The sequence below is a fragment of the Pararhodobacter sp. genome, assembly GCF_036802785.1.
Taxonomy (GTDB): Bacteria; Pseudomonadota; Alphaproteobacteria; order Rhodobacterales; family Rhodobacteraceae; genus Pararhodobacter.
This window is the reverse complement of the sequence record NZ_DAIRVN010000029.1, coordinates 41,645-50,205: the sequence shown is the minus strand read 5'-3', so window position 1 is coordinate 50,205 and position 8,561 is coordinate 41,645. Positions and strand designations below refer to the sequence as shown.

Below are 8,561 nucleotides of genomic sequence, written 5' to 3'. Positions count from 1 at the left end.
GGGCGGGCGGTCTTGCATCGGGGCTCTCCGGTCGGAACTGCGTGCACTCAATCCCTTCAGGCCCGCCGGTGCAAGGGGACAGTGCATCGCGGCGCCAGCCCGCATCACCGCCGGTGCAGCACAACCGCCTGCGCGCGCCCCACCCGCACCGGCGTCGCCCGGTGCCAGCCGTCAAGCCAGCGGGCGATGGCCGCCTGCGCTGCGGCATTGACCGGGTCCTCCATCGGCAGGCGCTCCGCAAAGCGATAGCCCGCCCGCGCCCCGGCCTGTTCCAGCGCGCATTGCAAAAGCTCCGGATCAAGCAACCGGACCGCGCCGACCTCGGCACCCAGCGACCAGTCTCCCAGCAGCAGCCGCAGGAGCGACAGCGGCGCACGTGCCCCGGTCGGCAGGGGCGTGACCCCCGGCTCCGGGGTATCTCCAAGGCCCATGAAACTGTCGCGCAGCTCCACGCTGCGCATAAGCCACGGGGTCAGCGCGCCGGTGGCGCCCCCCGTGTCGGTAAGGCACAGCGCAAAACCCGCGCAGCCGTCGCCCAGCGGCCGGGCCTGTGTCGGCACCATTGAATAGCGCGCCTGCCCGGTCGGTGGCTGGGCCAGATAGCGGGCCAGTGCGCGGCGCATCCGCTGGCATCCGTCCTCGGTGATCTCCATCGCCAGGATCCGCGCCCGTCCGGCGCGCATCACCCGGCGCTGCTGGTCGGGCAGTTCGGCCAGCGTCACCAGGCGCCCGTCGTCATAGCTGGCGAGCATGGCACCCATCCCCCAGCCCTGCCGGAGCAGACGGTAGCCGCGCCCGTTGGCAGCGCCGGTTTTTGACACCAGCCCCGCCTGCGCGCCCGCCCCCGCCTGCCCGGCGCAGCGCCAGCCCACCATCACATGGCCAAGCGCCGTGCCCGCCCGCTGCACCGCCAGCGGATCAAGAAACCCTGCCAGCCCGCGGCGCGCCCGCCCGGGCGACGAAAGATCGACGATCGCAGGCGACGGCAGAATCACCAGCACGGCATAGGCCCGCCCCCTGTCATAGGGCAGCAGCGCCACCTCGGGTGGCATCAGGGCCGCATCCTCGAACGGCGCCAACACCGCGTCAGGCGAGGGCGCACGTGCATGCGGCGCCGGGGCTTGGGCGCGGGTGGCCGGAGACGTGACTGCGAGGGACGTGGCAGATGGCGTCGGTGCCGCGCAGGCGGACATCGAGAGCAACGACATAAGGAACAGGATACGCAACATGACGCGCACTTTTCCTTCAAACGCAGCCGCGCGCAAGCGGGTCTGCTTTCACCATGGAGCGCCGCCGCAGTTCCGGCTATGAAGGGACAAAACCGCGAGAGGCCCATGTCCGACCAAGACCTGAAATCCCGGCACCGCGACCGGGCACCGCAGCTTCTGGCCGATATCGGCGGCACCCATACGCGGCTGGCGCTGGCCGATGCGGGGGTGCTGCGACCGGGCAGCATCCGCCGCTATCGCAACGAAGGGCACGCCACGTTCGAGGCGCTTCTGGCGCTCTATCTGCGCGATTGCGGGGTGCGTGAGTGCGCGGGCGTCTGCCTTGCCGTGGCCGGGCCGGTGCGCGACGGCGTGGTGCGCATGACCAATCTTGGGTGGGAGCTGCGACGCGAGGCGCTCCGCGCCCTGACCGGCAGCGCGGAGGTGCATTTCCTCAACGATCTTCAGGCGCAGGGCCATGCGCTTGATGTGCTGGACCCGGCGCATATCCGCACCCTTGTTCCGGCGCCCGAAACGCCGGGAACGACGGGAACGACGGACACGATGACGCGGCTGGTGGTCGGCATCGGCACCGGCTTCAACGCAGCCCCGGTGCACCGCAGCGCGCAGGGGCTGTTCGTCCCGCCCTCGGAATGCGGGCATATCCACCTGCCCCGGCAGGACAGCGACGAGGCCGCGCTGGCAGACTGGCTGGCGGTCGAGCATGGGCTGGCCACCGTGGAAGAGGCACTGTGCGGCCGGGGGCTCGCCGCGATTCACCGGCATCTGGGCCACGGCGCGCTTACACCCGAAGCGCTGGTCACCGCCATCGCTGCCGGAGACAGCGCAGCAAAGGCGACCGGGGCGCTTTACACGCGGCTGCTGGGCCGGGTGCTGGCCGATCTGGCGCTGATCCATCTGCCCTATGGCGGCATCTGCCTGATCGGCGGTACGGCGCGGGCCATGGGCCCGCATCTGGCCGGCTTCGGGCTGGCGACCCATTTCCGCGCGATGGGGCGCTGCGCTCCGATGATGGAGGGCTTTCCCATCCGCCTGATCGAGGACGATTTCGCCGCGCTGACCGGCTGCGCCGTCTGGTTGGGTGTTCAGGCGGGCTGAGGGGCGTTCACCAGACTTTGCCCTGAGTTTACCCTGAGTTTGCCCCACCGGCACCTGACGTGACTTGCCGTAAGGCCCGCACTGCGCCATATCTCATGCATGATCAAATTTCTGCCGTTCCTTCTTATCATCGGCTACGCCTTGCTGATGTACCAGTTCTCGGCATGGCGCACCCGGCGTGAGCTGGATGCGCGCTCAACCGTATTGGCCGATCCGAAGCTCAAGGCCATGACCGAGCGTATGGCCCGTGCGCTGGACCTGAAGCGCATCCGCGTTCATGTCTATGAGATTGAGCCGGTGAACGGGCTGGCCGCGCCGGACGGGCGGATTTTTCTGACCCGGGGTTTTCTGCGCAAATACCACGCAGGCGAGGTAAGCGCCGAAGAGATGGCCTCGGTCATCGCGCATGAGCTGGGCCATGTCGCGCTGGGGCATTCCCGGCGTCGGATGATTGATTTCTCGGGCCAGAATGCGGTCCGGGTGGCTTTGGCGACCGTTCTCAACCGCTTTCTGCCCGGCATCGGCGCGCTGATCGCCAGCGGGCTGGTGACGGTGCTGGCCGCAGGCCTCAGCCGCTCCGATGAATATGAGGCCGATGCCTATGCCGCCGCGCTGCTGACCAAGGCAGGCATCGGCACCGGGGCGCAGAAATCGCTGTTTACCAAGCTTGGCCACCTGACCGGCTATGCCGGTGCCCCGCCTGTCTGGCTGGCAAGCCACCCCAAGACCGAAGACCGCATCCGCGCGATCGAGGAACTTGAGCAGCGCTGGCGGCGCGAGGGGTGAAAAGGGGCAGGATGTTGCCACCCTGCCCCGCTCAAAAGACTGGCTCTCAAATACCGCCCCTTCCTGCCACGCCCGCATGACCCTGACATGACGGCGGCAGCGGAAAGCCCCCGTTCAGCGCGGATCGAACCGCCCGATGGGCAGCTTCAGATAGCTGTAGCCGTCGCTTTCCGGCTCAGGCAGGCGGCCACCCCGGATATTGACCTGAAGCGCCGCCAGCATCCGGGAGGGCAGCTTCAGCGTGGCATCGCGCGAAACGCGGGTGGCGATGAATTCCGCCTTGCTGATCCCGTCCCTGACATGCTTGTTGCGCGCGCGGTGCTCGGCCACGGTGGCCTCATACTGCGGCGCTGCGCCCTCATCCGGGTAGTCATGGCCAACGAACAGCCGGGTTTCCGGCGGCAGGTCAAGGATGGTGCGGATCGACTGCCACAGCGCCTCGGACGAGCCGCCGGGAAAATCGGCGCGTGAGGTGCCGCTTTCGGGATACATCAGCGTGTCATGCACAAAGGCCGCATCGCCCGCGACATAGGTGACCGAGCCAAGGGTATGGCCCGGCGAGAAAATCACCCTGACCGGGATATCGCCCACCATGAAGGTATCGCCGTCATGGAACAGCCTGTCCCATTGCGAGCCGTCGGTGGGGAAATCATCCGGCAGGTTGTATTTGTCTTTCCAAAGCTTCTGGATATCGCGCACCTTCTCGCCAATCGCACGCGGCGCGCTCAGCTTTCCGGCCAGATAGGGCGCGGCGCTGAAATGGTCGGCATGGGGGTGGGTGTCCAGAATCCAGGCGATGGCAATGCCCTGGGCGCGGACATAGTCCAGAATTTCATCGGCGGATTCGGTGGTGACGGCCCCGGCCTCGGGGAAGAAATTCCAGACCGGGTCGATGATGGCGCCCTGCATCGTCGCCGGGTCATGGAAGACATATTGCAGGCTGCCCGTGGGGCGGTCGAAAAAGGCTTTGACGGTGGGCGAAGCGGACATTGCTCTGTTCCTCAATGCTGTTGCGTTGCGAAACATATACAATATTTTGAATGTATTTCAACCCCACGTTTGTCACGCGGTACTCCGCTTCACCCCATGGCAATGTCGCAGCACATCATGGCGCTTACCAGCCATAGAGAATGGTCACCCCGGTCTGCGCCCGCCCCTGCTGCTGCACATGGCCCGTGGTGTTGCGGCCGAACTGGAACAGCCCATGGGCATGATTGTTGCCGCGCTGGGTGATGGTCCCCTCATGGCCGCGCCCCTCCTGATGGATGATCGCGTTGGAGCCTGACCCGCGCTGCACGATACCGGCAGCGTTGTTCACCCCATTCTGGGTGACATGGCCATTGCTGCGCACATCGCGGTGAACGGCATAGAGCGCAAGGCCCAGCCGCAGGGCGCGCGCCTCATCGGCATTGCGCGCATTAAGCTGGAGGGAAAGCGCGCCGCTGGCCCGCGCGGGCAGCGGGGCCAGCGCGGCACCTGTCAGCGTGGCGGCGGAAAGGGTGAGGGCAAGAGCGAGGGTTTTCATGGCAATCTCCCGGTTGCTGGGGGGAAGGAAAGGCGGCTGAAAAGGGGCCGGGGGCGCCAGGCAGCGCGCCCCCCGCTGAGGGATCAGAGCCTGCCGTCACTGCAGCGCAGGCGCTCGCCGTTGACGCTGACTTCCAGATCGGCGGCATACTGGCCCCGGGGCCCGCCAAGCGAGGTCTGACCAAGCGTTGCCGGGGTTGCCGGTGAGGCGGTGAAATCGCCGGACTGGTTGATCATCGCCTGCCCGCCCGAAGAGCGGCTGGAAATGGCCAGACGATAGGTGCCGCTGACGGGCCGGTCGGCGCTGACGCGGCCTTCGATGGTGGTGGCGCCCCGGCTGTCGGTGATGCTGATCTCGCAGCGCACCGGCCCGGCGCTGCGGCTGCTGCTGGCGGTGCCCGCCTCGCTGGCGGGAATGCCGCAGGCCGCGGCGGCAAGGCCGATAACTGCGCCGCCGAGAACAAGGGCAGGCAGGCGGCGGGAATTCTGGTGACGTTTCATGATATTCCTCCGGTGTTCGGGGAAAGGGTTGGCTGCCGGGCGGGTGCCGGCAGTCCCGCAGGCAGGGTCAGTCCTGAACGATCGCAATCACATTGTTCGAGCCGTTCTGATGGACCGAGGCCGTGCTGCCACGACCGACCTGCACCACCGCCGCAACATTGCGCCGGCCATTCTGGGTAACCTGCGCCGAATGGTTGCTGCCGATCTGCGCCACACCCACGGTGTTCGCGCGGCCGCCCTGATGGGTGTCAACGCTGTTGGCACGGCCGTTCTGACCGACGACGGCGCGGTTGCGGTGACCATCCTGCGTGTTGACGGTCACGTTCGAGCTGCCTTGCTGCACAACGGTCAGGCGCTGGCCGAAACCGTTCTGGCCGCCGCCAACCGCATTGTTCTGGCCCCATTGTTCGATCTGGATACGGTGGCCATTGGCAAAGGCGGGCACCGCAAAGGCGGTCGAAGCGACCAGAAGCAGGGCGGCAGCGGTGCGGGCGGTTTTGACGATGAACATAGGTGTTCTCCTGTTGAGCGGTTCGGGTGGGTGCCGGTTTCCTGATGGTCCGGCCGGGTTTCTCTCGGTTTCTCTCGCCGGTCGGGGCAGGTCTAGTTGATCTGCACCGCCGATGAACCCAAACTGCCCGCCATCGCCCTGTCAGGCAAAATCACCGCGCCGAAAGGCGATAGCCACGCCCGCGTTATCCGATAACCAGCACGCACAGGACGGGCATGACCTTGAATTTCCATGATTCTTTTGCATTCCCATCCGAGCAGCCCGAAACCGCACCGGCACAGCCCGCACGCAGCACAGCATTGACAGCCCCCCCGCAAACCGCCCTAAGCTGCGCAGAACCGGGGGCGGTTATCCGTTAACAGCCCCCTCGCGCCGGTGCGGGGCGCAAAGCCCGGGGAATCCGCCCCGCCCATCGACTCGGCACGAATCGCTCACTGCGGAAGAACAGCCATGACCGGACGGCCTGAGAAACATTCGCTCACCCTGCGGGGGCACCGCACCTCGGTCTCGCTGGAGGGGGAATTCTGGGAAGCCTTCCGCGCCCTCGCCCGCGCCCGTGGCATGGGCATCAACGAACTCGCCACCGAGATCGACGAATCCCGCGGCGACCGCGGCCTGGCCTCGGCCATCCGGGTAACGGTTCTGCGCGCCCTGCAAAGCCCCGCAGGTCAGTCAGGCGCGTAAGCCCCCGTTCATCTGTTCAAAAATATCCTGGGGGTGAATGGGCCGCAGGCCCAGAGGGGGCAAAGCCCCCTTCCCTTACCCCGCCGCCCAAAGCGATCAGAGCGCGCGCAGCCCCTTGGCAAAGCGCCGCGCATTCGCCTGATAGCCCTGCGCCGAGCGCCGCAGCTTGTCGATCGCCTGCGCATCCAGCTCGCGCACCACGCGCCCCGGGCTGCCCATCACCAGCGAGCCGTCGGAAATTTCCTTGCCCTCGGTAATCAGCGCCCCGGCGCCGATCAGGCAGTTCCGGCCGATCTTCGCGCCATTGAGCACCGTCGCGCCCATGCCGATCAGGCTTTCATCGCCGATGGTACAGCCGTGCAGGATGACATTATGGCCGATGGTGCAATCGCGCCCGATGGTCAGCGGATAGCCCATATCGGTGTGCAGAACGCTCGATTCCTGAATGTTGGAACCCGCGCCCACCGTGATCCATTCATTGTCCCCGCGCAGTGTCGCGCCGAACCAGACCGACGCCCCCGCGCCCAGCCGCACCCGGCCAATGACATTGGCATCGGGCGCCACCCAGGCGCCCGTCTCCAGTTCGGGGATCAGGTCATCAAGGGCGTAGATCATGCTTGCTCTCCGGTCTGGCGGGCGGTGAATTCGGTGTTCAGGGCGCGGACAAAGTCATTCAGCCCGGGCTGGCGCGCCCGGCGCAGGCGCTCGGCGCGGATGATGGTGATCAGCGCCTCGGCGGCGGTGTCGATATCGTCATTGACCAGCACATAATCATATTCCGCCCAATGGCTGATCTCGTCGCGCGATTTGGCCATGCGCCCGGCGATGACCTCTTCGCTGTCCTGCGCGCGGCCCCGCAGCCGCTGCTCCAGCGCTTTGATCGACGGCGGCAGCACGAAGACCGACACCACATCCTGCCCGAGGGTGGAATTGCGCACCTGCTGCCCGCCCTGCCAGTCGATATCGAACAGCGTATCGCGCCCCTCGGCCATCGCCGCCTCGACGGGTGCCTTGGGTGAGCCGTAGTAATTGCCGAACACCTCGGCATGTTCCAGCATCCCGCCCGCCGCCACCAACGCCTCGAATTCCGCGCGCGAGTTGAAATGGTAATGCTGCCCGTCCACCTCGCCGGGGCGCGGCGCGCGCGTGGTGGCCGAGACCGAGAAGGCCAGTGTCGGGTCCCATGCCATCAGCCGCCGCGCCAGCGTCGATTTCCCCGCGCCCGAGGGCGAGGAAAGGATGATCAGTAAGCCGCGCCGTTGCATGCCCTACTCCAGATTCTGGACCTGCTCGCGCATCTGGTCGATCACCGTCTTGAGGTCAAGCCCGATCCGCGTCAGTTCCGCATGCTGCGCCTTGGAGCACAGCGTATTTGCCTCGCGGTTGAATTCCTGCATCAGGAAATCCAGCTTGCGGCCCACCGGCGCCCCGCTTTCCAGCAACACCCGCGCGGCACCGCAATGCGCGGCCAGCCTGTCCAACTCTTCGGTGATGTCGGATTTGACGGCGATCAGCGCCAGTTCCTGCTCCAGCCGCCCCGGCTCTATGTTGGGCGCCGCCTCGGCCAGCCGGGCAAGCGCGGCGCGCAGCGCCTCGCCCTGATCGCCGCGCCGCGCCGTGGCGGCCACGCGCGCGGCCTGTTCCAGCGCTTCGATCTGCGCCACCTGCCCGCTCAGCACCGCCAGCATCGCCGCACCCTCGCGCTGGCGGGTTGCATCGAATGCCTCGACCAGCGGATCAATCTGCGCCAGAAGGGCCGCGATCAGCGGCGCCGGGTCGCTCGCCTCGGGGCCGGTGTCGATCACCCCGCGCAGGCCCAGCAGATCGGCAGGTGTTATCGGCGCAAGCGCGAACCCCTTCGCCTCGGCCTGTTTCTCGGCCTGCACGAGCATAGCAAGAACATTGTCCAGCGCCTGCGTATTGAGCCGCATCGCGCCCGCCGGATCGGTGCGCACCAGCTTGAGCGCGACCGAGACATTGCCGCGCGCAATCCGTGCCGCGATCCGCTTGCGCAGCTCGGCTTCCAGCCCGTCCAGCCCCTCGGGCAGACGAAAGCGCAGATCCAGCCCGCGCCCGTTGACCGCGCGCATGTCCCACTGGGCGCTGAACGTGGCCGCGCCCCCTGATATCTCGCCGCTCAGCGCGGCAAAGCCGGTCATGGATTTAACCATTTGTTAAGTTTGAACTCCATTTCTGGGCAAAAATCTGGCATAAAACCGTCACAGAGA

Annotated in this window: 11 protein-coding genes; 3 read left to right on the top strand and 8 right to left on the bottom strand. The window is 66.8% G+C overall.

The genetic code is table 11. The annotated features are described in order from the left end of the window. Positions 1-104 precede the first annotated feature (104 nt). The gene (locus tag V7Q53_RS11680) at positions 105-1,052 is read right to left on the bottom strand and encodes a hypothetical protein (protein WP_333828728.1); all 948 of its coding nucleotides are present in this window, start codon (positions 1,050-1,052) and stop codon (positions 105-107) included. Between the two features lie 282 nt (positions 1,053-1,334). Here V7Q53_RS11680 and V7Q53_RS11675 point away from each other — a divergent pair, with 282 nt between their 5' ends. Beyond that, the gene (locus V7Q53_RS11675; RefSeq protein ID WP_333828727.1) at positions 1,335-2,327 is read left to right on the top strand and encodes a glucokinase; all 993 of its coding nucleotides are present in this window, start codon (positions 1,335-1,337) and stop codon (positions 2,325-2,327) included. Between the two features lie 99 nt (positions 2,328-2,426). After that, positions 2,427-3,113, top strand: a complete 687-nt coding sequence (locus V7Q53_RS11670) for a M48 family metalloprotease (RefSeq protein ID WP_333828726.1) — start codon at positions 2,427-2,429, stop codon at positions 3,111-3,113. Between the two features lie 114 nt (positions 3,114-3,227). Here the strand turns inward: V7Q53_RS11670 and V7Q53_RS11665 are convergent, their stop codons facing one another. From V7Q53_RS11665 to V7Q53_RS11650, 4 genes are all read right to left on the bottom strand, one after another. Further along, entirely contained in the window at positions 3,228-4,103 is an 876-nt protein-coding gene (locus V7Q53_RS11665; RefSeq protein WP_333828725.1) for an MBL fold metallo-hydrolase, read from the bottom strand. A gap of 124 nt (positions 4,104-4,227) precedes the next feature. Beyond that, positions 4,228-4,638: a hypothetical protein gene (locus tag V7Q53_RS11660; protein ID WP_333828724.1), complete on the bottom strand. Its 411-nt coding sequence runs from the start codon at positions 4,636-4,638 to the stop codon at positions 4,228-4,230. Positions 4,639-4,721: 83 nt separating this feature from the next. Then, the gene (csgH, locus tag V7Q53_RS11655) at positions 4,722-5,138 is read right to left on the bottom strand and encodes a curli-like amyloid fiber formation chaperone CsgH (RefSeq protein ID WP_333828723.1); all 417 of its coding nucleotides are present in this window, start codon (positions 5,136-5,138) and stop codon (positions 4,722-4,724) included. Positions 5,139-5,205: 67 nt separating this feature from the next. Next, positions 5,206-5,649 carry a hypothetical protein gene (locus V7Q53_RS11650; RefSeq protein WP_333828722.1) on the bottom strand — a complete coding sequence of 148 codons (444 nt, stop codon included), beginning with the start codon at positions 5,647-5,649 and terminating at the stop codon, positions 5,206-5,208. Positions 5,650-6,099: 450 nt separating this feature from the next. Between V7Q53_RS11650 and V7Q53_RS11645 the strand changes: the two genes are divergently transcribed. Continuing rightward, positions 6,100-6,333, top strand: a complete 234-nt coding sequence (locus tag V7Q53_RS11645; protein ID WP_333828721.1) for a ribbon-helix-helix domain-containing protein — start codon at positions 6,100-6,102, stop codon at positions 6,331-6,333. 96 nt (positions 6,334-6,429) lie between these two features. Here V7Q53_RS11645 and V7Q53_RS11640 read toward each other — a convergent pair whose 3' ends face one another. From V7Q53_RS11640 to V7Q53_RS11630, 3 genes are read right to left on the bottom strand one after another with little or no spacing between them, the layout of a single operon-like run. Then, entirely contained in the window at positions 6,430-6,948 is a 519-nt protein-coding gene (locus V7Q53_RS11640; protein WP_333828720.1) for a gamma carbonic anhydrase family protein, read from the bottom strand. Next, positions 6,945-7,598 carry a guanylate kinase gene (gene gmk / locus V7Q53_RS11635; protein WP_333828719.1) on the bottom strand — a complete coding sequence of 218 codons (654 nt, stop codon included), beginning with the start codon at positions 7,596-7,598 and terminating at the stop codon, positions 6,945-6,947. The genes V7Q53_RS11640 and gmk overlap by 4 nt, the downstream gene beginning before the upstream one ends. 3 nt (positions 7,599-7,601) lie before the next feature. Further along, a complete protein-coding gene (locus V7Q53_RS11630; protein WP_333828718.1) occupies positions 7,602-8,492 on the bottom strand; it encodes a YicC/YloC family endoribonuclease in 891 nt (296 codons plus the stop codon). Positions 8,493-8,561: the final 69 nt, after the last annotated feature.